19 protein-coding genes are annotated in these 24,821 nt (G+C 67.9%); 6 read left to right on the plus strand and 13 right to left on the minus strand.

The genetic code is table 11. The features are described 5' to 3' along the window. Window positions 1–66: 66 nt before the first annotated feature. The 3 genes from E8M01_RS27790 to E8M01_RS27800 all read right to left on the minus strand — a co-directional run bounded on the left by E8M01_RS27790 (window position 67) and on the right by E8M01_RS27800 (window position 4,403). Window positions 67–444 carry a c-type cytochrome gene (locus E8M01_RS27790; protein WP_170182110.1) on the minus strand — a complete coding sequence of 126 codons (378 nt, stop codon included), beginning with the start codon at window positions 442–444 and terminating at the stop codon, window positions 67–69. A gap of 26 nt (window positions 445–470) precedes the next feature. Next, the gene (locus E8M01_RS27795) at window positions 471–1,463 is read right to left on the minus strand and encodes a Vgb family protein (protein WP_136963118.1); all 993 of its coding nucleotides are present in this window, start codon (window positions 1,461–1,463) and stop codon (window positions 471–473) included. A 93-nt stretch (window positions 1,464–1,556) separates the two neighbouring features. After that, entirely contained in the window at window positions 1,557–4,403 is a 2,847-nt protein-coding gene (locus tag E8M01_RS27800) for a bifunctional diguanylate cyclase/phosphodiesterase (protein WP_136963119.1), read from the minus strand. Window positions 4,404–4,674: 271 nt separating this feature from the next. Between E8M01_RS27800 and prfB the strand changes: the two genes are divergently transcribed. Beyond that, a protein-coding gene (gene prfB, locus E8M01_RS27805; protein ID WP_136963120.1) for a peptide chain release factor 2 occupies window positions 4,675–5,806 on the plus strand; the annotation gives its coding sequence in 2 pieces (ribosomal slippage) (window positions 4,675–4,743 and window positions 4,745–5,806; 1,131 coding nt in all). A 58-nt stretch (window positions 5,807–5,864) separates the two neighbouring features. Here prfB and E8M01_RS27810 read toward each other — a convergent pair. After that, window positions 5,865–7,334: an amidase gene (locus tag E8M01_RS27810; RefSeq protein ID WP_246088459.1), complete on the minus strand. Its 1,470-nt coding sequence runs from the start codon at window positions 7,332–7,334 to the stop codon at window positions 5,865–5,867. Between the two features lie 52 nt (window positions 7,335–7,386). Between E8M01_RS27810 and E8M01_RS27815 the strand changes: the two genes are divergently transcribed. Next, window positions 7,387–8,277 (plus strand): helix-turn-helix domain-containing protein, encoded by an 891-nt coding sequence (locus E8M01_RS27815; RefSeq protein ID WP_136963121.1) that lies wholly within the window; start codon window positions 7,387–7,389, stop codon window positions 8,275–8,277. 112 nt (window positions 8,278–8,389) lie between these two features. On the opposite strand, the gene E8M01_RS27820 is transcribed toward E8M01_RS27815, so the two are convergent. Continuing rightward, a complete protein-coding gene (locus E8M01_RS27820; protein WP_170182111.1) occupies window positions 8,390–9,745 on the minus strand; it encodes a M23 family metallopeptidase in 1,356 nt (451 codons plus the stop codon). 341 nt (window positions 9,746–10,086) lie between these two features. Then, window positions 10,087–10,551: a thioredoxin-dependent thiol peroxidase gene (gene bcp / locus E8M01_RS27825; protein WP_136963123.1), complete on the minus strand. Its 465-nt coding sequence runs from the start codon at window positions 10,549–10,551 to the stop codon at window positions 10,087–10,089. Window positions 10,552–10,884: 333 nt separating this feature from the next. On the opposite strand from bcp, the gene E8M01_RS27830 reads away from it, so the two are divergent. Further along, complete coding sequence (locus tag E8M01_RS27830; RefSeq protein ID WP_136963124.1) at window positions 10,885–14,352, plus strand: YhdP family protein; 3,468 nt, start codon at window positions 10,885–10,887, stop codon at window positions 14,350–14,352. Between the two features lie 262 nt (window positions 14,353–14,614). On the opposite strand, the gene E8M01_RS27835 is transcribed toward E8M01_RS27830, so the two are convergent. The 4 genes from E8M01_RS27835 to E8M01_RS27850 form a co-directional block, all read right to left on the minus strand. Next, window positions 14,615–15,166: a hypothetical protein gene (locus E8M01_RS27835; RefSeq protein WP_136963125.1), complete on the minus strand. Its 552-nt coding sequence runs from the start codon at window positions 15,164–15,166 to the stop codon at window positions 14,615–14,617. A gap of 391 nt (window positions 15,167–15,557) precedes the next feature. Next, a complete protein-coding gene (locus E8M01_RS27840) occupies window positions 15,558–16,571 on the minus strand; it encodes a zinc-dependent alcohol dehydrogenase family protein (RefSeq protein WP_136963126.1) in 1,014 nt (337 codons plus the stop codon). Further along, window positions 16,571–16,894: a rhodanese-like domain-containing protein gene (locus E8M01_RS27845; protein ID WP_136963127.1), complete on the minus strand. Its 324-nt coding sequence runs from the start codon at window positions 16,892–16,894 to the stop codon at window positions 16,571–16,573. The genes E8M01_RS27840 and E8M01_RS27845 overlap by 1 nt, the downstream gene beginning before the upstream one ends. 91 nt (window positions 16,895–16,985) lie before the next feature. Then, window positions 16,986–18,095, minus strand: coding sequence for an anhydro-N-acetylmuramic acid kinase (locus tag E8M01_RS27850; RefSeq protein ID WP_136963128.1), 1,110 nt, complete (start codon window positions 18,093–18,095; stop codon window positions 16,986–16,988). A gap of 113 nt (window positions 18,096–18,208) precedes the next feature. Between E8M01_RS27850 and tyrS the strand changes: the two genes are divergently transcribed. Together tyrS and E8M01_RS27860 are read left to right on the plus strand one after the other, a co-directional pair. Further along, a complete protein-coding gene (gene tyrS / locus E8M01_RS27855; RefSeq protein WP_136963129.1) occupies window positions 18,209–19,462 on the plus strand; it encodes a tyrosine--tRNA ligase in 1,254 nt (417 codons plus the stop codon). 16 nt (window positions 19,463–19,478) lie between these two features. Then, window positions 19,479–20,102, plus strand: a complete 624-nt coding sequence (locus E8M01_RS27860) for a glutathione S-transferase family protein (RefSeq protein ID WP_136963130.1) — start codon at window positions 19,479–19,481, stop codon at window positions 20,100–20,102. Between the two features lie 46 nt (window positions 20,103–20,148). Here E8M01_RS27860 and E8M01_RS27865 read toward each other — a convergent pair whose 3' ends face one another. From E8M01_RS27865 to leuC, 3 genes are all read right to left on the minus strand, one after another. Further along, complete coding sequence (locus E8M01_RS27865) at window positions 20,149–21,348, minus strand: IS4 family transposase (RefSeq protein ID WP_136963131.1); 1,200 nt, start codon at window positions 21,346–21,348, stop codon at window positions 20,149–20,151. Between the two features lie 406 nt (window positions 21,349–21,754). Beyond that, window positions 21,755–22,333 (minus strand): 3-isopropylmalate dehydratase small subunit, encoded by a 579-nt coding sequence (gene leuD / locus E8M01_RS27870; RefSeq protein ID WP_136963132.1) that lies wholly within the window; start codon window positions 22,331–22,333, stop codon window positions 21,755–21,757. Beyond that, window positions 22,330–23,727 (minus strand): 3-isopropylmalate dehydratase large subunit, encoded by a 1,398-nt coding sequence (gene leuC, locus E8M01_RS27875; protein ID WP_136963133.1) that lies wholly within the window; start codon window positions 23,725–23,727, stop codon window positions 22,330–22,332. The genes leuD and leuC overlap by 4 nt, the downstream gene beginning before the upstream one ends. Before the next feature lie 187 nt (window positions 23,728–23,914). On the opposite strand from leuC, the gene E8M01_RS27880 reads away from it, so the two are divergent. Further along, window positions 23,915–24,721 carry a GntR family transcriptional regulator gene (locus E8M01_RS27880; protein WP_136963134.1) on the plus strand — a complete coding sequence of 269 codons (807 nt, stop codon included), beginning with the start codon at window positions 23,915–23,917 and terminating at the stop codon, window positions 24,719–24,721. The last annotated feature ends 100 nt before the right edge of the window (window positions 24,722–24,821 follow it).

A 24,821-nucleotide genomic window follows, 5' to 3' on the forward strand; every position in this document is an offset into this window, starting at 1 on the left:
CCGGCTGCCTGCCCGGAACGAACGTCCTTCTTCGGAAGAGCCTTTGGTGACCGCGCGCGCGGTGATCTAAGGCTCCGGGCTCATCAGATAGGCTGCGAGCGCTGTCCGATCCTCGACGCTGCGGACGCCGGGCGAACTCATCCAGAGACCTGGAAACATCTCCTCGGGATCGGCCAGAAAGGCGGCAAGCCGTGGCCCGTCCCAGACCGCGCCCTGGGCGCGGGCCGAACGCAGCGCCGGCGAATAGTCGAAATCCCGATCGGATCCGACGAGGCGGCCGTTCAGGCTTGCGAGATTGGGCCCGGCCATGCCGACCTGCTCGGGTGCGCGGCTGTGGCAGGCGGTGCAGGTCTCGAACAGCGCGCGGCCGCGCGCCATGTCGTCGGACCAGGCGGGGTGGGCGAGGCCGAACGCCAGGAGCAGGCCATAGCCCGTGCAGGACATCCGGGCCGGGCCAGACCGCGGCATGATCAGGCAGGCGTCTGGATCTGGATCCGGACCAGCCGGTTCTGCCCGGACTCACCACCCCAGGCCTCGCCCGGCCGGCCGTCCATCTGGCGGACATTGGCGCCGGCCTTGTCGCTGGCGAAGCTGGTGAAGGCCTGCGCCTCCGGATCGAAGCGGACGATCGCATTGGCCGAAAAATCGGTCAGCCAGACCTTGTCCTTGTCGTCGACATAGACCGAATAGGTCCGCGGTCGGTCGCCCGGCAGCTTCCACGTCTGCCAGGTCCTGGCCACCGTGTCATAGGCCGAGACATTGCCGGAATTCCACTCGCTGACCCAGACCCGGTTCTTCGAATCGGTCCAGACCCGGCGGGCGCCCTGGTTGGCCGTGGGCGGCTCGACAATGCTGACCTTGGCGGTCCCGGTGTCGATGCGGGCAATGTGATTGCCGGCGAGCGAGGCATACCAGACCTCGCCCGATGGCGTGCGGGTCATGCCATAGGGACCGCGGCCGCGCGGCGCGTCGAACACGTCCATCCTGGTCGTCTTCGGCTCGAACCGGCCATAGATGCCGTTCTGGCCGGTGAACCAGAGCACGCCGGCCTGGTCGAACACGGCGGTGTTGAGATTGGCGTTGGCGCGTTCCGCCGGCAGCCGGAACAGCTCGACCTTCAGCGATATCGGGTCGACCCGGGCAATGGCGTTCTGCCCGCCCTCGGTGACCCAGGCGGCGCCGTCCTTGTCGGTGATCACGCCGTGCGGGGCGGCACCTTCGCCGAGCGGGATCACCCGCAGGTTCTGGTCGCGCGGGTCGAACAGGCCGAGCGTGCCGTTGCGCTGGCCGCAGACCCAGATCCGGCCCTCGCCGGCGGCCGTCACATCGCGTGAACCCCGGATCGCGGGCACATCGAAATAGGTGACCTTGAAGCCGTTTTCATTGGCCGCCGCGCGCCGCGTGATGAGCTGCGGGGCGCAGAGCGTGATCATGCCAAGCTTCACGAACAACCGGCGATGCATGGTGCGTCTCCTCGGGCCATGGGCTCGGGGCGGCACGATAGGCCATCGGCGGCGGCTGTAAATCCACAGCCGCGTGAACGCGCGAAGGCCGCCTCAGGCCTTTTGCACGGCGCCGGTTCCCAGGGCATTGGCCGCGTCCGGCGCCAGTCCGGGGCTTTGCATGGTCTTGGCGCGGCGGATCAGCTCGTGAATGTCGGCCTGCGGCTTCGGCCGGCCGAGCAGATAGCCCTGAGCCTCGTCGCAGCCTTCCAGATGCAGCAGGGCCAGCTGGTCTTCGGTTTCCACCCCTTCGGCCAGGACCGGCACGTTGAGGCTCCGGCCGAGCGCCAGGATGGCGCGGATGATCGCCTTGGCCTGGGGGCTGGTCTCCACCTCGGTCATGAAGGTGCGGTCGAGCTTGATCTTGTCGAAGGGGAAGGAACGCAGCGTATCGAGCGAGGAATAGCCGGTGCCGAAATCGTCGATCGCGATGGTCACGCCGAGCGCCTTGATCTGGCGTAGGATGTGCAAAGCCCGGGTCTTGTCGGCGATGATGGTGGTCTCGGTGATCTCCAGTTCCAAAAGGCTGGGCGCAAGTCCGGTTTCGGCCAGCACCTGGCTGACCAGGGCGACCAGGTCGACATGGCCGATCTGGACCGGTGAGAGGTTCACCGCGATCTTGTAGGGGTGCAGCCAGCGGGCGGCTTCGGTGCAGGCGGTGCGCAGGACCCATTCGCCGAGCGGCACGATGGCGCCGCATTCCTCGGCGATCGGAATGAATTCGCTTGGCGGCACCATGCCGCGTTCGGGGTGAAGCCAGCGCAGCAGCACCTCGTAGCCGATGGTCTCGCCGGTCGCGACGGATTTCTGGACCTGGTAGAACAGGCTGAACTGCTTGCGCTCGATGCCGGCCCAGAGATCCTTGGCCAGTGCCCGGCGGGTGCGAGCGGCCTCGTCCATGCGCGCCTCGTAGAAGCAGATGGTCTGGTTCAGGCCGGTCTTGGCGCGGTACATCGCGAGATCGGCATTGTTGACCAGCGTCTCGCGGATCGTCGCGTCGGCCGGGTAGAGCGCAACGCCGATGCTGGCCCCCGGCGCGATGTCGAACTCGCCGATCTTGACGTGGCCGAACAGGCAGGCTTCGAGCCGTTCGAGAAAGTCCATCAGATCGGCCTGCTGGGTGAAGCGTTTCACCGCGGCGAATTCATCACCGCCGAAGCGGGCGACGAATTCGCCCTCGCCAAGCGTTTCCGTCATGCGCTGGGACAGGATTTCCAGCACCTCGTCGCCGGCGGCATGGCCATGCAGGTCGTTGATCTCCTTGAACCGGTTGAGGTCGATGCCGATCACCGCGATCTTGTCCGGGGTCTTCGACGCGCGCTCGAGCTCGTGGTCCAGGTGATCGTTGAAATAGGCCCGGTTCGGCAGGCCGGTCAGCGCGTCGTGGCGCGCCATATGGGCGATCTTCTGTTCCGACCGGCGCCGCTCGGAAATATCCTCGAAGGTCGAGACGAAGGACCCGTCGGCGACCGGCCGGTGCGAGATCGAGATCGAGCGTCCGGCGCTGAACTCCTCGACCACCACGCGGCTGTCGCGCCCGGCGATCAGCCCGCGATGGCGCTGGTGCATGCGTTGGGCGTCCGTCGTGCTGCCGCCGGAGGCCGCGACGATGCGGCTGAACAGGTCCTGGAACGAGGTGCCGACGGGTACCGCGTCGGGCGCCATCTGGAAGATCTCGGCCAGTCGCCGGTTGGTCAGCGCCAGCCGGCCGGCCGGGTCGAACAGGCAGAGCCCCTGGCTCATGTTGGACAAAGCCAGGTCGAGCGTGCGGCTGACCTCGCGGATCCGGTCGGCATCGGCCTTCTGGCGGGTGCAGTCGCGGGTGATCTTGGCAAAGCCGACAAATTCGCCGTTGTCGTCGCGGATGACGTCGATCGCGACATGGGCCCAGAAGCCCGTGCCGTCCTTGCGGAAGCGCCAGCCTTCGTCTTCGAACCGGCCCTCGGCCAAGGCCGTCGCGAGCGCCTTTTCAGGTGTGCCCAGGGCGCGGTCGGCCTCGCTGTAGAAACGCGAAAAATGCTGGCCGACGATCTCGTTCGCGGCATAACCCTTGGCGCGTTCGGCGCCGGCATTCCAGTTGGCGACGCAGCCGCCGCGATCGAGCATGTAGATCGCATAGTCGGAGACGCCCTGGACCAGCAGGCTGAAGCGCCGTTCGCTGGCATGCCGTTCGGCGAGCGCCTGGCGGGCGATCAGGGCAACCACCAGCGCGCCGCCGATCACGCCGATGGCGGCGATGGCGACCGCATAGGCCATGGTCTGCGGATCCAGCGTGGAGCCGGAAATGGCCCGCGTCGGGTCGGCGACGATGGTCACCGCGCCCATGCCGGTGAAATGCAGCGAGCAAATCGCCAGCGTCAGCAGCAGCGTGGCGGCGAGATCGCCGGTCGCGCCGCGATGCCGGCGGGCAGTCATGAAGGCCAGGGCCGCAAGGCCGGCGCCAAGCGCGATCGAGGCGATGACGAGATCGGGCGCCCAGGTGATCTGTCCGGGCAATTGCATCGCCCACATGCCGAGATAATGCATGCCGGCGACACCGCCGCCGACCACCGCGCCGCCGGCCGCCGCCGACCACTGGGTTTTCCAGGTCAAGGCCAGCGCCAGGCCAGCGGCCGTCAAGGCAATCGCGACGCCGAGCGACAGGATGGTCAGTTCGGTGTCGTATCCGACGACGACACCCGGGTCATAGGCCAGCATAGCGACGAAATGGGTGGACCAAATACCAAAGCCGGCAGCGGCTCCGGCAATCAAGATCCAGCCCAGGCGCTGGCCATTTCTGGCATCGCGCGCCTGTCGGCCAATAGCAACGTAGGAATAACTTGAAATAAAGCATATTATAGCTGCCAGAGCGACCAGCCACCAATTGTGCTCAAATGCCAGACACGTCAGAACGCGAAACATCGTCGCCCCCATTCAATGTTCGTTCCCTAAGGGCGCTTTCCTAAAGATCTGTGTCTTTCGGCGCAGAACCGGCGGAGATATGGCGCAATACCGCCTCGAAAGGTGTCATTGGAGCATTTTTGATGAAATGTTCTATGGGATGTCTGCGCTGGCGATGCCGCCTTGCTGTCGAACCGGCAGGGGCGCGCGGCGGCGGCCTTGCCGCATTGACACGAGGCCCGTCCTGACTAGGGTGCGCCCTCCTTTTCGTGAAACCCCGTAGGACAGAGCCATGCGTGCCGACATCGTCGCCACCGCCGAGGCCATCAAGGAGTCGGTCGGACTCCTGAGGAGGCATCTTTGACTGGGATGCCTCCCAGAAGCGCCTCGCCGAACTGAACGCGCTCGCCGAGAGCAATGATCTCTGGAACGATCCGGAGAAGGCTCAGAAGGTCATGCAGGAGCGCACCGCGCTCGACAGTCGCATGAGCGCGTTGACCGAGATCAACCGTGAGCTCTCCGACAACCTGGAACTGGCCGAAATGGCCGAGGCCGAGGCTGATGCCGCGACCTTGGACGAGGCCGCCAAGGCGCTCGTCGAGGCCCGGACCAAGGCGCAGCGCCTGCAGCTGGAAGCGCTCTTGTCGGGCGAGGCCGATTCCAACGACACCTATCTGGAAGTCCATGCCGGCGCCGGCGGCACCGAGAGCCAGGACTGGGCCCTGATCCTCATGCGCATGTATACGCGCTGGGCCGAGCGCCGCGGCTTCAAGGTCGAGGTGCTCGAGGAGAGCCAGGGCGAAGAGGCCGGCATCAAGTCGGCCACCTTGCTGATCAAGGGCCACAATGCCTATGGCTGGCTGAAGACGGAAGCCGGCGTCCACCGCCTGGTGCGCATTTCACCCTTCGATTCGAATGCCCGCCGCCATACCTCGTTTGCCTCGGCCACCGTCTATCCTGTCGTCGACGACAAGATCGACATCAAGCTGAACGAGAGCGACGTGCGCATCGACACGATGCGGTCCGGCGGCGCCGGCGGCCAGCACGTCAACAAGACCGAATCGGCCGTCCGGCTGGTCCATAACCCGACCGGCGTCATGGTGGTCAGCGAAGGCTCGCGTTCACAGCATGCCAACCGGGCGGTGGCCTGGCAGATGCTGCGCGCCAAGCTTTATGAGCGGGAACTGAAGATCCGCGAAGAGGCGGCCGCCGCCGATTTCGCCGCCAAGACCGATATCGGCTGGGGCCACCAGATCCGCTCCTATGTGCTGCAGCCCTATCAGTTGGTGAAGGACCTGCGGACCGGGAAAACCTCGGGCGTGCCCTCCGACGTGCTGGATGGCGATCTCGACGGTTTCATGGAGGCGACGCTCGCCATGCGCGCCTATGGCACCAAGGCCGGCGACACCGACGACGTCGAATGAGGCCGATGGCCCTGCCGGTGGGGCAGGGCCGATCCTGTGCCAGGTCTCATGCCTGCCGCTAGCGGAGAGATGGCCGGCGCTGCGCCCAGGGGCTCGCCTGTTCCAGCTCGAACGCCAGGTCGAACAGCGTCTTCTCGTTGCCGACGCGGGCCGAGAACTGGCTGCCGATGGGCAGGCCCGACGGGCTCATGCTAAGCGGCACCGACATGGCCGGCGTGCCCGCGACGTTGTGCACCGGCGTATAGGCGACATATTTCACCAGCCGGTCCCACATCTGCGGTCCGCCGACATCAGGGCCGAGATGGCCGAGCTCGGGCGGTTCGTCATCGACCACCGGGGTCAGCATCACGTCATAGTCGGTGAAGAAGCGGTCGAACCGGCGCGCGACCTCGGCGAAATAGGCGCCAGCCAGCTGGCCGGCATCGGCGGCCTGGGCGCGCGCATGCGCGGCCAGGAACAGCGTCCACGGCTCCAGCACCGCCTCCGGGTCCTGGCGTTCGGTCCTGGCCTGTTGAACCGCGCGCGCCGCGCCCGCGCTCCAGGCCACCATGAAGTGCCGGAAGAACAGCTCGCCCTCGACCGGCAGCCGCGCCGGCACCACCTGATGGCCGAGGCCCGCGCAGAGCCTGGCGGTCTGTTCCAGGGCGGCCTTCACGGCGGCCGCCGGCTCATGGCCGAGGATGCCCTGGCTCGAAAAGCCGATCTTGAGGCGCCGCGCGGCCGGGTCGGCGCCGAGCGCGACGGGGGCCAGAGGCGCCGCCGCGTCCTGCCTCTGGTTCCACCCGAACAGCCGCGCGCTGTCGCGCACCGAGCGGCTGAGGCAATGGTCGACGCCGGCATCGCTCTGGCGTGAGCCGGTCATTCGGCCGCGGCTGGGCTTGAGGCCGAACAGGCCGCAGCACGAGGCCGGAATGCGGATGGAGCCGCCGCCATCGCTGGCATGCGCCATGGCCAGCATGCCCGACGCGACCACCGCCGCCGCGCCGCCGGACGAACCGCCCGGGGAGCGCCCGGGGTTCCACGGGTTGCGCGAGGGACCGAACAGCAGCGGTTCGGTCGAGGCGTTCAGGGCGAATTCCGGCGTGTTGGTCTTGCCCAGCACGATCAGGCCTGCCGCCATCGAGCGCGCGGCGATGTCGCTGGTCGCGGCGGAGACGTGCCTGGCCAGAAGCCGCGATCCCGCGGTTCGGGGAGTGCCTTGCAGATCCAAGAGATCCTTGAGCGCATAGGGCACGCCGCCGAAAGGGCCTTCCGGCAGCGGCTGGGCGGCCGCGCGCCGGGCGCGCTCGTAAAACGATGCGACGACGGCGTTGAGCGCCGGATTGAGCCTGTCGATCCGGGCGATGGCGGCTTCGAGGAGCTCTGCGGGCTTGACCTCGCCGCGCCGGACGAGGTCCGCCTGCGCCGTCGCATCCAGCGCGGCGAGGTCATCGTCGTGGCCGGCGGCGGCGTGCGGCAGGCCGATCGCGCCCGTGGCTGCAAGGCCGGCCATGCCGGCCCGGGTGAGAAAGCATCGTCTGTCCATCATGGCGCCTCACGTGTCGGAGGCGGCCTTTCTGGCAGGGTGAGACGGCGCCGGCTTGTATGGCGGTGCCACGCCGTCTAATTCTCCAGGGCGGGCCGGATTGATCAGAGCGGCCCAGCCGCGGGCCGTCATGACGCGCTGGAAGAGCTATCACCTGCTTGGCGCGTCGCTCGATCCGGGGCCGCAGGAGCCGCGCCGGTTGTTCGCCTGGTCGGTCAATCGTGTGGTGAACGGCTTCATCGACGACGCGGACTATCATCAGGCCGCGGCGCGCGCGGCCCGCGGGCGCACCACGCCCGGGCGGCTGGAGCGGCAGATGACGCCGCTGATCGCGCTGGACGCCAATCCGATCGCCGAACTGATGCGCACCGCCCCCGACCTGGCGAGCTTCGAGCGGCGCTGGAACGGCTTCAACCGATCGGCGCCGCTGGGCGTCGATACCTCCCTGTCGGCCGACGGGACCGTCCGCCTGCATCGCGCGGTTCGCTCGGCGGAAGCGGACAGTGCATTCCGCGCGCAGGTCATCGCCACCTGCGTCGGGCTCATCCTTCCCTCGGCTCAAGCCGCGGCGCGCGGGATCGACGACGCCAGGCGGCTGGCCGTCAATGCGCGCCTGCTCGATGGCGCCTGCGCCGGCCTGGTCGATCTGGTCGACTGCCTCTATGCGGAGCCGGCCGCCAGTCTTGCCGACTGCATCGCGGCGCTCGGCTGCGCCCGGCGGACGCTGCAGCGCGACCTGGCGCGCGCCGGCCTGAGCTTCAGCGCCTTGCGCCAGGCCATTCGCCTGACCATTGCCGGCCATGCCATCAGAACGGCGAGCGGCTCGCTCACGATGATCGCCCAGACGGCGGGATTTTTCGATTCGGCGCATCTGGTACACGCCTGGCGACAGGCCTGCGGCATCACGCCGTCGGATTATCGTCGTCTTGCGTCGGTCGCGGCCTGAAGACGGGCCATGTGTTCGGGGGTACGTCGCCCTTCTGCAACACCCATTCGCCATGAATTAAGGGAGCGGCGCGCGACATGACGGAAGCGTGGCGCGGACCCATGTCATGGCCTCACTCGGCGCTGGCGAGCCGCAACCCGGCGCGCAGGAACCGCAAGGGGTCGACGGCTTCGCCGTTGATCCGGGTCTCGTAATGCAGATGCGGGCCGGTCGAGCGGCCGGTGGAACCGACCCGGCCGACCCGGTGATTGGCGCGGACCATGTCGCCGACCGAGACGTCGATGCGCGACAGATGGGCGTAGCGTGTCGAAATGCCGTTGCCGTGGTCGAGCTCCACCATCAGGCCGTAACCGCCCATGGTGCTGGCATGGGTGACCTTGCCGGCGGCGGTGGCGCGCGCCGCTTCGCCGGTGGCCGCGCGAAAATCGATGCCGGAATGCATGGCCCAGGTGCGCAGGAACGGGTCGAGACGGGGGCCGAAGCCGGATGACTGCTCCAGGTCGCCGGCATGCGGCCGGCCGAGCGGGATGGTCGCGGCGAGCCGGTTCAGCCGATCATGATCGCGGATCACCGCCTGCAGCCGGAAGACCTGGCGCTCGAACGGCGAGGCTTCGGCGCGCGGCTCGGCGATCGGCAGGAACGGGCCGCCGGTGCCGCCGGCGCTGCGCTCGGGCGCCTGGGCCAGCCGCGCCTGGTCGAGGCCGAGATCGGTGAGCACGGCGCGGATCCGTCGGGCCTGGCGCTCGGCGCGGGTCTCCAGCGTCTGCAATTCGGTCTGCTGGGCGAGCTCGACCTGTTCCAGCGACTGTTCGACCCGGGCGATGACATCGGCCTTGGGCGGCGCAGCCGACGGCAGCGAGGCCAGCCGGAAGTGCGGCGCTTCGGTTGCGGCACGGACCGGCTGGACACGCGATTCGAGCCGCGACTGGCGTTCGACCGGCGGCGCCAGGCGCAGCGTGTCGCCGACCGGCAGCGGGCGCGCCTCGGGGAGGGGCGGCGGCGAGGCCGCAGGCTGGCCCGCCGGACGGCCGCGCGGCGATCCGGCCGCTTCCGACATCGAGGCGACGATCGACTGGCGGCTTTCCAGGATCGCCTGGCGCCGGGCGATCTGGTCGACCCGTCGCTCGACCTCGCTCTGGTCGACCATCTGCCGGCTGGTGAAGCGGTCGAGCTGCGCGCGCAAGTCGCGGATGCGGTCCTCATAGGCATATTGCACCGCCGCCTGGCGGTTCATGAGCCCGCTCAGGATGTCGTCCTTGAACACCAGGTAACTGCTCACCGCAGCGCCCCAGATGCCCAGCGCCACCGTCAGCCCGCCGAGCGCGCCGCAAGCGAGATAGGACAGCGACGCGGATTTCAGCCCGGCCTTGCTGCGCCAGACGAAGGTGATCGAGCCCTTGGGGATCGGCGCCCGCCGGCTCGCATCGTGAGCGGGCGGGGCATGATGGAGGCGGTCATTCCGTGACATCGGCGAACGATTCCGTACGCGAACGAGACACTGCATTACCGCCGATTAAGGTTAACGAAGCGTCGCCAAGGTTGCAGGCTTGGGATGTCGGGCTTGGGATGTCGGGCTTGGGATGTCGGGCTTGGGATGTCGGGCTTGGGATGTCGGGCTGCGGGCGAATGGCTTGGGGCGGCCACGTCATTGTCATGACCGAGGCGGGCAGGGACCGGCGCCGGCTGATGGGGCCGGTCCAGGCCGCCGCCGCCGAAGAGGTGGTCGGCGGCGGCTGTCCGAGGGCGAAATGGCGATGCTCGACCGGCTCCTGGCGCGCCTGGTCGGCAAGTCCGGCTGCGGGGCCGGCGCTAGAGCTCGATCGCCGCCGCCAGCACCTCCTCGGCATGCCCCTTGACCCGGACCTTGGGCCAGATTCGGGCGATCCTGCCGTCGGGACCGACCAGGAAGGTCGTCCGCTCGATGCCCATATATTTGCGCCCATACATGGATTTCTCGCCCCAGACGCCATAGGCGTCGAGCGTATCGAGGCCCTCGTCGGTCGCCAGCTTGATGCCGAGATCGTATTTCGCCTGGAACTTGTCGATCGCCTTCACCGGGTCATGCGAAATGCCGAGCACGGTGGTGCCGGCCTTGTCGAAATCCGCCTTCAGCCGGGTGAAATCCTGGGCCTGGACGGTGCAGGCCTCGGTATTGGCCTTGGGATAAAAATAGACGACGACCTTGCTGCCGCGCAGCTCGGAAAGCCTCGCCGTGCCGCCGCGGTCGGCGGGAAGCGAGAAGTCCGGAGCCAGGTCGCCAGTCGAAAGGGCCATGATGCCTTCCTTTTGTCAGGTTTGTAGGAGAGTGTGCGCGCGGTTCTCAGGCGCCCTGTTCGGGCCCGACGACGGAATCCCACGAAGTTCTCGTGATTTTCCCGAAGGCCCGCGAAGTGGTGGTGGACCGATTTTACTGGTCCGCTCTTGCGATTCGTGGCCAACGTTCGGTTAACAGGGCGTGGGCAGAATGGAACAATGGGCGCAACCGCGCCACAACAAGCCGCAGGCCTAGAGGGTCGCTGAAGTGGGGGAAGAGCTGGAATGGAGATGGGTGCCGACCAGGGCCGCGTTTGCGCGTCCGGGTCCGTTCGAACGGGCCGGTTTGCTGCATTGTGGGTCAATCGGCGCGTTCCGCCGTTCCTGTCCGGCTGGCTGAGCCGGCGCTGGTCGACCCGTCGACGCGTCGCCGTCGGCCTTTTTGCCGCAGTTCTCCTGGCGCTGGCCACCCCTTGCGCTTTCCTGGCCTGGCAGATCCATCGCGGCGGCGGCGTGGCGCTGGACATGCTCACGCCTTGGATCGCCCATTCCTTGTCGAGCCAGCTCGGCGAGGGCCGCACCGTCACCATCGGCTCGGCCGTCGCCGCGCGTGACCCCTCCGGCCGGGTCGAGGTCGAAGCCCAGGATGTCACCATTCTCGACGCCGATGGCCGGCGAATCATTTCCATGCCGCGCGTTGCGCTCGGCCTCGACGGCATGCCGCTGTTCGGCCGCCCCTCGGTGCGCCGCATCGATCTGGTCGGCGCCTCGGTCGCCTTGAAGGTTGGCGAGGACGGCCAGATCGCCTTCGCCGCCGGCCAGTTCCGCGCGGGTCCGGGCGCCGAACGGCCCCAGCCGGAAGCCGAGGCCGGCCGTGCGCCGCAGGCCGAACTCACCTCCAACCTGCCCGAGCCGGAAATGTCGCCGTTTCGCCGGCTGGGCATCTGGCTCGACCTGATCGAGAAATCCGGCCTGGACGGCCATCGCCTGGTCGGTATCGGGTTGCGCAACGGCACGGTGATCGTCGACGACGTCCGTTCCGGCAAACGCTTCATCTTCGGCGGCATCGATTTCGATCTCGCTGCGCCGCATGACGGCGGCTTGACGCTGGGGGTCGGTGCCTCCGGTTCGGGCGCCCGCTGGACATCGACGGCCTTGATCACGGCGCGTGACGGCGAGGGCCGGCGCAAGATCGACCTGGTGATGGCCGGCTTGTCGCCGCGCGATCTGAGCCTCGCCCTGCAGCATCCGGAAGTGTTCCATGCCGACACGCCGATCTCCGGTTCGCTGAGCGCCATGCTCGACGCATCGGGCGATCCATCCGGCTTTTTCGGCCGGGTGGTGCTCGGCGCCGGCACGGTCGGCGACCTGAACAATCCGGAGATGCGCATCGGCATCGATCACGCCGCCGCCGATGTCCGTTGGCAGGCCGGCACGCGCGGCCTCAGCGTCGAGCGGGTGCAGATCGCCGCCGGCCAGAACCGCGGCGAGCTGAACGGAACGGTCTGGGCGCCGGCCAATCCGGGCGAGCCGCTGGTCGTCGAGATCGCCAAGGCGACCACGGTTGCCGCCTTGCTGAACCCGCACGAACCGCCGGTGCCGATCGGCCTGACCAATTCCCGCTTCGTCTACCAGCCGGAGAGCCGGGTGCTGTCGATCGAGCGGATGAACATCGACCAGGGTGCCGAGACGGTCGCGACCGTCACCGGCCAGGCGGTGCTGACCAATGCGGCGCCGGCGGTGTCGCTGCGTGTCAGTGCCGGGCGCATGCCGCTGGCGCAGGCGGTCAAGCTGTGGCCGCGCATCACCAACCCCTATGTCCGGGACTGGGTGGTCGACAACATGTCCGGCGGCACGGCCGAGGACACCACCATCCGGCTCGAGATCGCCGAAGGCCAGCTCGCCACCATGCCGGTGCTGCTGGAGCCGGACGCGCTGCTGGTGCAGTCGAAGCTGCGCGGCACCTCGCTCAAATTGCTGCCCAACCTGTCGCCGCTGAAGGAGGCCGATATCGACGTGCTGGTCGACGGCCAGGCGACACGCCTGTCCGTGCTGCGCGGCACGGTCGAGCCGGCGCCGGGCAGGCGGCTGACGCTCAGCCAGGGCACATTCGCGATCGCCGAGCACCGGGTCGCCGATCCGCAGTCGGCCAGCCGCTTCCGCCTCGAAGGCTCGGCCGACGCCGCCTTCGCCCTGCTGGGCCAGGAGGCGTTCAAGGGCGCTGCGACCGGGCCGACGCTGCCGACCGGACCGGTGCGCGGCAATGTGGTGGCCAATGTCACCGTCAACGTGCCGATCACCGACAAGCTGCAACAGAGCCAGATCGACTATCGGGTCGAGGCGGATTTCTCCGCCTTCTCGGGCGACAAGGTTTTTGGCGAGATGCGGGTCGACAATGCCAGTTTCAAGGTCGTCACCACGCCGCGCGATTTCCTGATGCGCGGCGAGGGCAGGCTTGGCGGCGCCCAGGCCAATTTCGAGTATCGCAAGCCCCGGCCCGACGCCAAGCCGGTGATCCGCCTGACCGCCACGCTCGATGACGCCGGCCGCAGCCGCCTCGGCCTGAATATTGGCGCCCGCGTGGTCGGGCCGACGCCGCTCAAGGTGACGACCGAAGGCGATGATTCCGGCCGCTACACGGTGGAGGCCGATCTGACCCAGGCCGCGCTCGCCGAACTGCTGCCCGGCTGGAACAAGCCGAGGGGGCAGGCCGCCAAGGCCCGTTTCGTGGCTGTCGAGACCGATGACGGCTGGCGCCTGGAGGACATGGTGGTGGAAGGCCGCGGCGTGCTGGTGCGCGGCTCGGCCGTGCTCGACAACAGCGGCGGCCTCGTCTCCGGTCTGTTCCCGGCCTATAACCTGTCCGACGGCGACCGGATCAATATCCGGGTCGAACGCGCCGGCTCCGGCCACAAGGTGACGGTGCGCGGCGAGATGATGGACGCGCGCCAATTGCTGCGCCAGATGACCGAGGCGCCGCGCCCAGGTGGCGGCACCGGCCCGGGCCAGAGCGGCGAACTCGAGATCGACATGAAGGCCAATGCCATTGCCGGCGGCAATGGCGAGGTCATCCGCCAGTTCGAGCTGCGCACGGTGAAGCGCGGCTCCGACATCCGCGTGCTCGCTGCCAGCGGCCGGGTCGGACGCAACGCCCCCTTCGCCGTCGAATTGCGCGGCCAGGGCGCCGGCCAGCGCCTGGTGGTGAGTTCGGGCGACGCCGGGGCGACGCTCCGCTTCCTCGACCTCTGGGGCACGCTGCAGGGCGGTGACCTGGCGCTCGTCATGACGCCGGCCCAGGCCGATGGCAGTATTCGCGAGGGCAATATCGAGATCACCAATTTCGCCATTCGGGGCGACCGGGCCATTGCCGGCATGGTGGCGGCGGCCGGCGAGGCCCCCGGTGCGGCCCGCGCGCAGCAGCCGAACGACGCCTTCGCTTTTTCCAGGCTGCGCGCCGGGTTCACGCGCGCCCAGGGCAAGGTGACGGTCAGCGACGGCCTGCTCTGGGGCGCGGCGATCGGCGCCACCGTCGAGGGTGAATTCGACACCGGCCGGGATCGTCTCCGGCTGCGCGGCACCTATGTCCCGGCTTATGCCTTGAACAATCTGTTCGCCCGCATCCCGGTTCTTGGCTTTTTCCTCGGCGGCGCGCCGGATGAGGGTGTCATCGGCATCACCTATGAGATCGCCGGCCAGGTCAGTCAGCCCAAGCTGACGGTCAATCCGCTTTCGGCGGTGGCCCCGGGTTTCCTGCGCAAGATGTTCGAGTTCCGCGGCCGCAGCGTCGTTCGCTCGGACGAGCAGGGCGGCGCCATTCGCTGACGGGCTTTGCCCGCGGCCGCCCTTCTCCATGGCGTCCAAGCGAATAAATGCTGTTATTGATGGACCTTATGGCGCTTTCTTCAGGTTGAGATCTGGCGCCCGCGCGTGAACGGGCGCGGCGGGGCCGTGCGCGATGGGCGCCGCACGGGACGCGCCCATGCCCGCTTCGTCCGTGACCATTGGGCGTGTCGGCGGCGGCCATGCCCATGCCGTGGCCCTGGCCCAAGGCATGGCCGACGCGGCGGCTGAGCGCTCGAATGGTTCAGCGCCGGGTGAACGTCCAGTTCACGCCGCCCGGACCGCTGATCCGCAGGCCGCCGCCGCCGGTTCCATAAGAATAGGTTTCCGGTCCCTGGCGGCCGGCCCCCGATGTGGCGCGGGCGGGATCGCAACTGTCGCTGGACCCGCTCGAGCCGCCGGTGACGACGAAGGTCACCTGATCGCCGATGACCTGGACATGACCGAGCTTTTCCTCGCGCGTGGCGATGACGCAGGATGAATTGGTCGTGCCGGAGGCCCGCTTCTTGTCGATCACCCACCGGAAACGGCCATCGGGCCGGATGTCGAGGCTCATGGCGCGCTCGACCTGGACCGGGATCACCTGGGTCTGCGGGGTTGGCGTGAGCCCCGAGCCGCTGCTGTTGGGCACCAGCCTGATGCGGGAAACCGGGGTCAGTTCCTCGCCGCTCGACCGTTGAGCCCAGGCGCCGGCCAGCGCGCTCGTGGAGCTCTGGGCCGAAGCTGATGGCGCTGCGAGCGCCAAGAAAGCCAGAGCGGGGAGGGTGAAGGCAAGGGCCGAAGCCGGTATCGTCATGCGCATGCTGCATAGACCTTGAATCGTCACAGGCCGCCCCCGCGCGGATCCTGCACAGGGGTGACGTAGGGTCAAGTGTTGCGCTCGGCGGCCCCCGTTCCCATCCGGGTTTGGTTGCGCTACGCGGGTGGGCGCCGTCGGGAATTACCAGTTGGGGTGACGCGCACCCTGAATGGGTCGTTTTCCGTGAGGAACTGAGCTGAAGTCGTGGATGGCCGGGACAAGCCCGGCCAAGACGAGGGGGGCTCCCTGGAGACGGACGCGGGGTCCGCGCCGTGGCCCGGCACACCCGTCAGGTCAACACATCGTCTTGCCCGGGCTTGTCCCGGGCATCCACGACTTGTTTGCTCCGAAATCAACCAGTCGTGATCACCGTGCTGCGGTAACGGCGTCAGCCCGCCAGACCGATGGCGATCTTGCCGAACACGCTATTGGCCTTCATCGCCCGGAACGCCTGGAGACTGTCGGCAAAGGCATAGGTCGCGCCGACCACCGGCTTCATCCGGGCCTTGCCGATCGCCGCCAGCATGGCCTCGAATTCACGGACCGAGCCGACCGTGATGCCCTGCAGGCGCACCCGCCGCATCACCGCCAGCGGCAGGTTCAACGGCGCGATGGCGCCGGACAACACACCGACCAGCGAGATGATGCCGCCTGGCCGGATCGCGCGCAGCGCGCTTTCCAGCGTCGCGGCGCCGCCGACCTCGATGATATGGTCGATACCGCCGGGCGCCAGTTGCCGCGCGGCTTCGGCCCAGCGCGGATTGGCGGCATAATTGATGATGTGGTCGGCGCCGAGCGCCCTGGCGGCCTCGCCCTTGCGGTCGGACGAGGTCGTGACGATCGCCGTTGCGCCCAGAAGCTTGGCGAATTGCAGGGCGAAGATGGCAACGCCGCCGGTGCCCTGGATCAGCACGGTGTCGCCGGCCTTGACCGCGCCATGGGTCGACAGCGCCGACCAGGCGGTCAACCCGGCGCAGGGCAGGCTCGCCGCCTCGGCGGCGCTCAGATGAGCCGGGATGTGGGCGACGCCGCGGGCCGGAAAGATCACCGTGCCGGCCAGCACGCCGTCGCCGCCATGGCCGCCGCGCGACGACATCAGATTGGCCATGGTCGGTTCGCCGTCGACCCAGTCGGGGAAGAAGGCCGGCACCACCCGGTCGCCCGGCTTGAACGCCGTGACACCGGGGCCGACCGCCGTGACCGTGCCGGCGCAATCCGAGCCCGGCACCACCGGGAAGGTCTGGCGCGGATTGTAGACGCCTTCGACCAGCAGGAGGTCGCGCCGATTGAGGGTCACCGCCTCGACGGCGATGGCCACCTGGCCAGGGCCGGGGGCCGGGGTCTCGCGCTGTTCGAAGGCAAGGCCGTCGAGGCCGAAGCGATTGAGAACCAGAGCTTGCATCAGCCGCGCTCGAAATCCTGGCCGGCCATGGCCCAGGCCTTGATGCCGCCGGCGAGATGCTGGTGATAGGGCAGGCCATGCGCTTGTGCGATCTCGCTCGCCTGCACCGAGCGGACGCCGCCGGCGCACATGAACACCACGCGCTTGCCTTGCGGATCGGGGATATCAGAGGGATCGAAACGCGACAGCGGCAGGTTCACCGCCTCCGGGATCCGGGCCATCAGGAGTTCGTGCGGCTCGCGCACATCGACCAGCAGGATCTCGTCATTGGCCAGCGCCGCGGCGACATCCTCGGGGCTGAGGTCTTCGACTGTGTAGGACATGCACGCTCCTCGTCGCGACGAGGATAGTCCCAGGCGCCGGCCAAGGCGAGTGGGGCGAAAGACAGGGCAGGGCACCCCCGGGGAGGTTCGGTCACGCTCCGGCGAGCACGCCGCCGGTTGAGGCTTCTCTGACGCCGGTGGTCGAGGGAAAGGTCAGCGCCAGGCCGTGCATCGAGCGCACCGCCAGGAAGCCGAAAGCCTGGGCCTCGAGGAAGTCGGACGACCAGCCGACCGCCTCGCCGGTCTTCACCTCGGCGCGGGCGTGATAGGCCAGGAGCCTGAGCAGCTCGGCATTGCGGGCGCCGCCGCCGCAGACGATCCAGAGCACCGGGCGCTCGGGCACGAAGTCGGCGGCCCGGGCGATCGAGCGGGCGGTGAAGGTGGTCAGCGTCGCCGCCCCATCCTCGGTCGAGACATTGCCGACGATGCGATGGGCGAAGGCGTTGCGGTCGAGCGATTTCGGTGGCGATTTGGCGAAGAACGGGTGAACCAGCAGCCAGGCGAGCAGGGCTTCGTCACCGCGTCCGCTCGCCGCCATCACGCCATTGTCGTCCATGGCGTGGCCGGTCCGTTCGCGCATCCAGTCGTCGATCAGGGCATTGCCCGGGCCGGTATCGAAGGCGGTCAGCTCGTCGTTCGAGCCGATGAAGGTGACATTGGCGACGCCGCCGACATTGACCACCGCGAGCGGCCGCGGCAGCGCCTTCTGCGCGGCCAGCGCCCGGTGGAACACCGGCACCAGCGGCGCGCCCTGGCCGCCGGCCGCGATATCGGCCTGGCGCAGGTCATAGACCACGGGAATGCCGAGCCGCTGGCGCAGCGCCAGGCCGTCGCCGATCTGCACGGTCATTTTCAGGTCCGGACGGTGGATGACGGTCTGGCCGTGAAAGCCGATCACGCCGATATCGGCACGGGTCAGGCCGTTGGCCGCGAGAAAGGCCTCCACCGCTTCGGCATGCGCGCGGGTGATCAGCTCTTCGGCCTTGGCCAGCAGCGGCGTGCGGGTCACCCGGTCCTGCAGCCTGGAACCTTCCTTCAGGGCTTCGCGCAGCAGGGCCCGCTCGTCCTCGCCATAAGCGCGGTAGCCGGTCGGGCCGAAGCCCGAAATCGTCTCGCCGTCGGTATCGAGAAGGGCGACATCGACGCCGTCCATCGACGTGCCGGACATCAGGCCGATCGCGCGGAGGGTCTTTCCGGTCAAAAATGGCTCTCCCGACCAAGACGACTCAAAGGATGAAATCGTGGGTTTCCTCTGCTACACCGGCTGCCCGCCGGGCGCGAGGCCCGGGCGGTTTCATCCGGCTTGGAAAGATCATGACGACCCCGACATCAGACTTCCTGCGCATCCTGACCGAGCGCGGGTTCATCCATCAGTCCTCCGATTTCGCTGGCATCGACCAGCTGGCCGCCAAGGGCGATGTGGTCTGTTATGTCGGTTACGACTGCACCGCGCCGTCGCTGCATATTGGCCACCTCCTGTCGATCATGATGCTGCATTGGCTGCAGAAGACCGGCGGCGGAAAGCCGATCACCCTGATGGGCGGCGGCACGACCCGGGTCGGCGATCCCTCGGGCCGCGACGAGACGCGCAAGATCCTCACCCTCGAGGATATCGAGGCCAATAAGAATGCCATCAAGGGCGTGTTCTCGAAGTTCCTGACCTTCGGCGACGGCAAGACCGACGCGGTCATGGCCGACAACGCGGAATGGCTGACGAAGCTCAACTATATCGAGATGTTGCGCGACATCGGCCGGCATTTCTCGGTCAACCGCATGCTCAGCATGGATTCGGTCAAGCTCCGGCTCGACCGCGACCAGGAGCTCAGCTTCATCGAATTCAACTACATGATCCTGCAGGCCTATGACTTCGTCGAGCTGGCCCGCCGCTACAACTGCAACCTGCAGATGGGCGGCTCGGATCAATGGGGCAATATCGTCACCGGCATCGATCTCGGCCGGCGCATGGGCACGCACCAGCTCTACGCCCTGACCTGTCCGCTGCTCACCACCTCGTCCGGCGCCAAAATGGGCAAGACCGCCGCCGGCGCGGTCTGGCTCAATGCCGACATGCTGTCGGCCTATGACTACTGGCAGTACTGGCGCAACACCGAGGATGCCGACGTGTCGCGCTTCCTCAAGCTGTTCACCACCTTGCCGATGGATGAGATCGCCCGGCTTTCGGCCCTTGGCGGCGCCGAGATCAACGATGCCAAGAAGGTGCTGGCGACCGAGGCGACCGCGCTGATCCATGGCCGGCAGTCGGCCGAGGCGGCCGCCGAGACCGCGCGCCAGACCTTCGAGCAGGGCCAGGTCTCGGCCGACCTGCCGACCATTGTCGTGCCGGCGGCCGAGCTTGCCGGCGGCATCGGCGTGCTCGCCCTGTTCGTCCGCGCCGGCCTCGTCGCCTCCAACGGCGAGGCGCGCCGCCAGGTTCAGGGCGGCGGGCTCCGGCTCAATGACGAGGCGCTCGCCGACCCGCAATTGCTGGTCAATGCCGGGCATCTGAAGGACGGCGTGCTCAAGCTGTCTTTTGGTCGCAAGAAACACGTGCTGGTCAAGGCCAGCTGACAGGGACGGAGGCATCATGACCTTGAAGTTCTTCTTTGGGCCCAAGACCTGCGCGCTGGCCTCGCGCATCGCTTTGGAGGAGGCCGGCGCGGCTTACGAGGCGGTGCGCCTCGACATGGCCGGCGGCCAGCAGAGGACCGCCGACTATCTCGCCGTCAATCCGAAGGGCAGGGTGCCGGCCTTGGCGACGCCCCAGGGTGTGCTGACCGAGACGCCGGCGATCCTGGCCTATATCGCCCAGGCCTATCCCCAGGCGAAACTGGCGCCATCGGACGATGCCTTCGCCTTCGCCCAGATCCAGGCCTTCAACAGCTATCTCTGCTCGACCGTCCACATCAATCACGCTCACAAGATGCGCGGCTATCGCTGGGCCAGCGAAGAAACCTCCTATGCCGACATGAAGCGCAAGGTGCCGGAGACCATGGCCGAGAGCTTCGCTCTGATCGAACGCGAGATGCTGGTTGGTCCCTGGGCGATGGGCGAGAGCTATACGATTGCCGATCCCTATCTCTACACCATGGCGCGCTGGCTCGAAGGCGACGGCGTCGACGTCGCGCGCTTCCCGAAAGTAGCCGACCACATGCGGCGCATGCAGGAGCGGCCGGCGGTGCAGCGGGCGATCGCTGGCGACGCGGCCTGACGCGGAAGGGCTCTTGAGTTAACCCTCTCCCATTGGGCTACTAGATTCACACATCTTTTGCCTGGGCGAGAGCGTCCCATCCCTGCTTGGCATCGTAGAAGGATAGCCAGCCCTGTAGCATGACCATCGGGCCAGGCTTGCCGTAATATCCGGTCCAGCCACCGAGCCTTGCGCAAACCCAGGCGGCAAAGGCGAGCGAGCCCTTGGGGTGTGGATTCTTCTGCCGCTGGGTCTTGCCCTCCAGCTTGGCCGAGAGCGCCTCGAGCAAGGGCTGATCTTCCGGCTGGAAGGCATCGGTGAACGGCCTGAGCGGGGTCTGAGGCGATGCGCCGTCACGAGCATGGACGAGTTGCTGGACGCTGACCGCGGCCACCAGCGCTGCCATGACCAGCTTGAGACGGGGCACATCCTCGGCGATGCGCAGGCCTTCGATGTCGTAGCCCTGGGTCTTCAGGGTGCGGAACAACTGCTCGATGGCCCAACGACGCCGGTAGAGCTCGGCCACCGCCAGGGCTTCGGTGATGTCGCGGACCGCGCGCGAGATCAAGAGCCGCCAGTGAACCGCCGGCTCGCCCGCCGGTGGATCGACTTCGCGGATATCGACCAGCGTCATGCCGACGCTCGCCGGCAGGGCCTCAAGTCCTGGTGTGCCGGCCTTGGGACGTGCCAATTGCGCCGCCATGAAGCGGACCGCCAGTCGCGCCTGGCGCGCCTTGCGGCCGGGCTTGGCCGGCAGGTCCAGCAGGGTCCGGCCGGCCTCAGGCAAGGCATCCACGGTGGCAAACAGCCGACCGCCATCGCCGAGGCTGCGATCTTGGGCCGCCCTGACCAGAAGCTCGATGTCCTTCGGGCGTCGTGCAAAGGCCTCGAAGATATCGCCCTCGCGATCGGCGATCACCGTCACGCTACGAGCCAGCGCCCCGATCCTGGCCGCGTCTTCGCCCCCTTCCAGCCAGCGCCGGCTCTCTTTCGCCGCCAATGGGCGGGATTTCCGCTCCCCACGCAAGCCTTTGTCGCGGCTCATGAATTGAGCATGCGCCAACCCCAGGATGGCGCCGTCCTCGGCATCCACCGCGATCATCGCATGCAACATAAGCCCACCGCCGCCGCTCGACTTGATGCTGGTGGTGTCCTGGATCGCCAGCACCGGCCGGCCGATACACCGTTCCGCCGTGCGCTCTTGCGCCGTCGCCGCCATCTCTTCGACCGTCACCGCCGGATTGCGCAGCAAACGGGTCAGGCGCATCTCGCCTCGCCGGTTGCCGCCCAGCGGCCGAATCCGAATGCCACGACCACCCCACTCGACCAGCCGGCGGTGCAAAAAGACCCCCCTTTTTCCAGCCGGCGGTCGCCAAACCGCCCCAGCCCATGCTCCTGCATCTGCTTCCTCCCGCTAGCTGCGGATCAAGGAATCAGAGCCGCATCCTCCTCGCAACCCACGATGTGTGAATGTCGTAGCCCATTGGGAGAGGGTGGCGCCGTCAGGCGCCGGGTGAGGGGCGTAAGCTTCGACAACACGTGCCGGCGCTCGTCGAGCATACCGCCTTATCCTGATTTGGACGTCTCCTCATCCGGCGGCTGACGCCGCCACCTTCTCCCCATGGGAGAAGGTTAGCTAAGCGCCCCCTCGCCCGCAGGCGGGCGAGGTTTGGTTAGCGCCGCGGCGCAGCCCAACCCCTGGCCAGCGCGTCCTTCGCCGTGAAGGCCTCGATCGCCGGTGCTTCGGCCAGCGTCATGTCGATATCGTCGAAGCCCTTCAGGAGCTGCGTGCGCCAGACCGGATCGATTGAGAAGTCGACCGCCAGATTGCCGGCGGTGATGCGCCGGGCTTCGAGGTCGACGGTCACGGTGAGGGCCGCGGCCTCCAGCAGGGCCTCGGCATCGGCCTCGCTGACCTCTGCCGGAACCACGCCGTTCTTGACGCAGTTGGCGGCGAAGATATCGCCGAAGCTCGGCGCGATCACCACCCGGAAACCGAAATCGGCGAGCGCATAGACCGCCGCCTCGCGCGACGAGCCGCCGCCGAAATTGCGCCGGGCGACCACCACGGTCTGGCCGGGCAGGGGCGCCGGCAGCAGGCCTTCGGCAATCAGGTCGTGCAACAGGAAGCGGCCATAACCGTCAGGCTTGCGCGGCTCCTTCATGAAGCGCGCCGGGATCAGCTGGTCGGTGTCGATATTGGCGGCGGCAAGCCTCAGCATTGGCGCCGTCTCGGTCTTGAACGGTCTCATCGCATGCGCCTGACATCGGTGAGCCGGCCGGTGACGGCGGCGGCCGCCACCATGGCCGGCGACATCAGGTGGGTGCGCGCGCCCGGCCCCTGGCGGCCCTTGAAATTGCGGTTGGTGGTGGAGGCGCAGCGTTCGCCGGGGCCGACCATGTCGCCATTCATGCCGACACACATGGAACAACCGGACTCGACCCATTCGAGGCCGGCGGCCTGGAAGATCGCCGCCAGGCCCTCGTCCTCGGCCTGGCGCTTGACCGCCGACGAGCCCGGCGACACCACGCCGGGGATGACGGCCCGCTTGTCGCGCAGCACCGCGGCCGCGGCGCGCAGATCCTCGATGCGGGCATTGGTGCAGGAGCCGATGAACACCCGGTCGACCGCAATGGCGTCGATCCGCTGGCCGGCGGCAAGGTCCATATAGGCCAGCGCGTCGCGCACCGCGGCGGCCTTGACCGGGTCGTCGATGCGGGCCGGATCGGGCACCGTCGCCGAGATCGGCAAGGCGTGTTCCGGGCTGATGCCCCAGGTCACGGTCGGCGCGATCTCGCTGCCGTCGAGCACCACCTCGCGGTCGAACGCGGCGTCCGGATCGCTGGCGAGCCGCGCCCAGGCCGCTTCGGCGGCGTCCAGCGTCGCCCCGTCGGGCGCGAAGGGCCGGCCTCTGAGATAGGCCAGGGTTGCCGCATCGGGCGCCACCATGCCGCAACGGCCGCCGGCCTCGATCGACATGTTGCACAGCGTCATGCGGCCTTCCATCGTCAGCGCCCGGATCGCCGATCCCGCATATTCGATGGCATGGCCAGCCGCGCCGTCGGCGCCGATCGTGGCGATCACGGTGAGCATGATGTCCTTGGCCGCGATATCAGGCGCGGTCACGCCCTCGACGCGGATCCTGAGCCGCTTCGGCTTCTTCTGCCACAAGGTCTGGGTTGCCAGCACATGGGCGACCTCGGACGCGCCGATGCCGAAAGCATAGGCCCCGAAGGCGCCATGCGTGGAGGTGTGGCTGTCGCCGCAGACGATGGTCAGCCCGGGCAGGGTCAGGCCCTGTTCCGGCCCCACCACATGAACGATGCCCTGGCGCGGATCGTCGAGCCCGAACAGGGTAATGCCATGGGTCGCGGCATTCGCCGCGAGCATGTCGACCATGCGGGAGATCGACAGGTCGGGGATCGGGCCGCCCCGCCCGCGGGTCGGCACATAATGATCGGCGACCCCGAAGGTCAGGTCCGGCCGCGCCACTGTGACGCCGCGCGCGGCGATCTGGCCGAAGGCATGATGCGACCCTTCATGGACGAAATGCCGGTCGATCCACAGAAGCGACAGGCCGTCGTCCCTGACGGTCACGACATGGGCGTCCCAGAGCTTGTCGAAGAGCGTGTATGGTGCCGTCACTGGGTTATTCTTTCGATCACGGCTTGACCGGCGGAGATTGTATCATAGACTAGACAGCTAGCGGGAAATTGCGATGGTGTAGTTGACGTCAATGGACTTCCGGGCGCAAACGATTGCCGAAATGTCACACTCCGCAAGGGGTTGTGACGCATGGGGCGCTGAGAGTCATCGGGGTGACGAGACAATCATGGCAGACGCAATCGAGACCTCCAAGACGCGGCGGGTCTACCTGACCCTGCGCGATCGTATCACCTCCGGCGAACTCACTCCGGGAACCAGGCTGCCGTCCGAACCGGATCTCGCCGATCTCCACGATGTCTCCCGCGTCACCATCCGGCGCGCGCTGGCCGAACTCGAGCGCGAGGGCCTGATCTCGCGCCGGCCGGGCGCCGGCACTTTCATCACCGCCCGGATGATCAAGCGGCCGATCGTTGCCGATCTCTCCAACGCACTGGCCCACCTCGTCGAAATGGGCCGCTCGACCGATGTCCGGTTGTTGCAATTCGGTTATCTCGAGCCCGCCGCCGACGTTGCCGAGGCGCTGCGCCTCGACGACAGCGAGAAGGCCCAGCGCTCGGTGCGCGTGCGCATCATCGACGGCGAGCCGTTCAGCTATCTCGTCACCCACGTGCCGGCGCGCATCGGCACGACCTATACCGAGCAGGAACTCGCCGCACTGCCGCTTTTGACCCTGATCGAGCGCTCCGGCGTCAAGGTCGACCGCGCCACCCAGACCATTTCCGCGACCCTTGCCGGCCCCGGTGTCGCCGAGGCGCTGGGCATCGACATCGGCTCGCCCCTGATCGCGCTCACCCGGGTCGTCTTCGACGTCAAGCGGCGCGGCATCGAGCACCTGGTCGCGCTCTATCGTCCCGACCGCTATTCGTTTCAGATGGATCTCGTCCGCATCGATTCCGGCGGCGACCGGTTGTGGTCGCCGGTCGAGCGCTTTCGCGGCGGCAATAATTTCAACGGCACGGCGACCGCCGACTGATCGACACGACACGCGTCATCGCGCGGTCAAGCGGGGATCGAATGGTTCAACGACCGGCCTTCCACGCCGGCACTTCCAGGGTAACGGGAAAGACGGAGAC

It is taken from the genome of Phreatobacter stygius, from assembly GCF_005144885.1.
GTDB classification, from domain to species: Bacteria; Pseudomonadota; Alphaproteobacteria; order Rhizobiales; family Phreatobacteraceae; genus Phreatobacter; species Phreatobacter stygius.